1 tRNA gene and 1 rRNA gene are annotated in these 232 nt (G+C 50.9%); both read right to left on the reverse strand.

Annotated features, from left to right (window positions below):
• Positions 1-2: 2 nt before the first annotated feature.
• A tRNA-Ile gene (locus GCM43_RS25685) sits at positions 3-79 on the reverse strand.
• Between the two features lie 79 nt (positions 80-158).
• Positions 159-232 (reverse strand): 16S ribosomal RNA (locus GCM43_RS25690); the annotation flags it as partial.

Here is a 232-nt window from a genome sequence, read left to right on the forward strand (position 1 = left end):
TCTGGTAGGGCTGGTTGGACTCGAACCAACGACCCCCGCGTTATCAACACGGTGCTCTAACCAGCTGAGCTACAGCCCCAAATGCTGTTCTTCTTTATTAACAGCCGATAAGTGTGAACATTTGATGGTGAAGCATTACTGCTTCGTGCAAACTCTAGAAAGGAGGTGATCCAGCCGCACCTTCCGATACGGCTACCTTGTTACGACTTCACCCCAGTCACGAATCCTACCG

Source organism: Janthinobacterium aquaticum, from assembly GCF_009208565.1.
Lineage (GTDB): Bacteria > Pseudomonadota > Gammaproteobacteria > Burkholderiales > Burkholderiaceae_D > Janthinobacterium.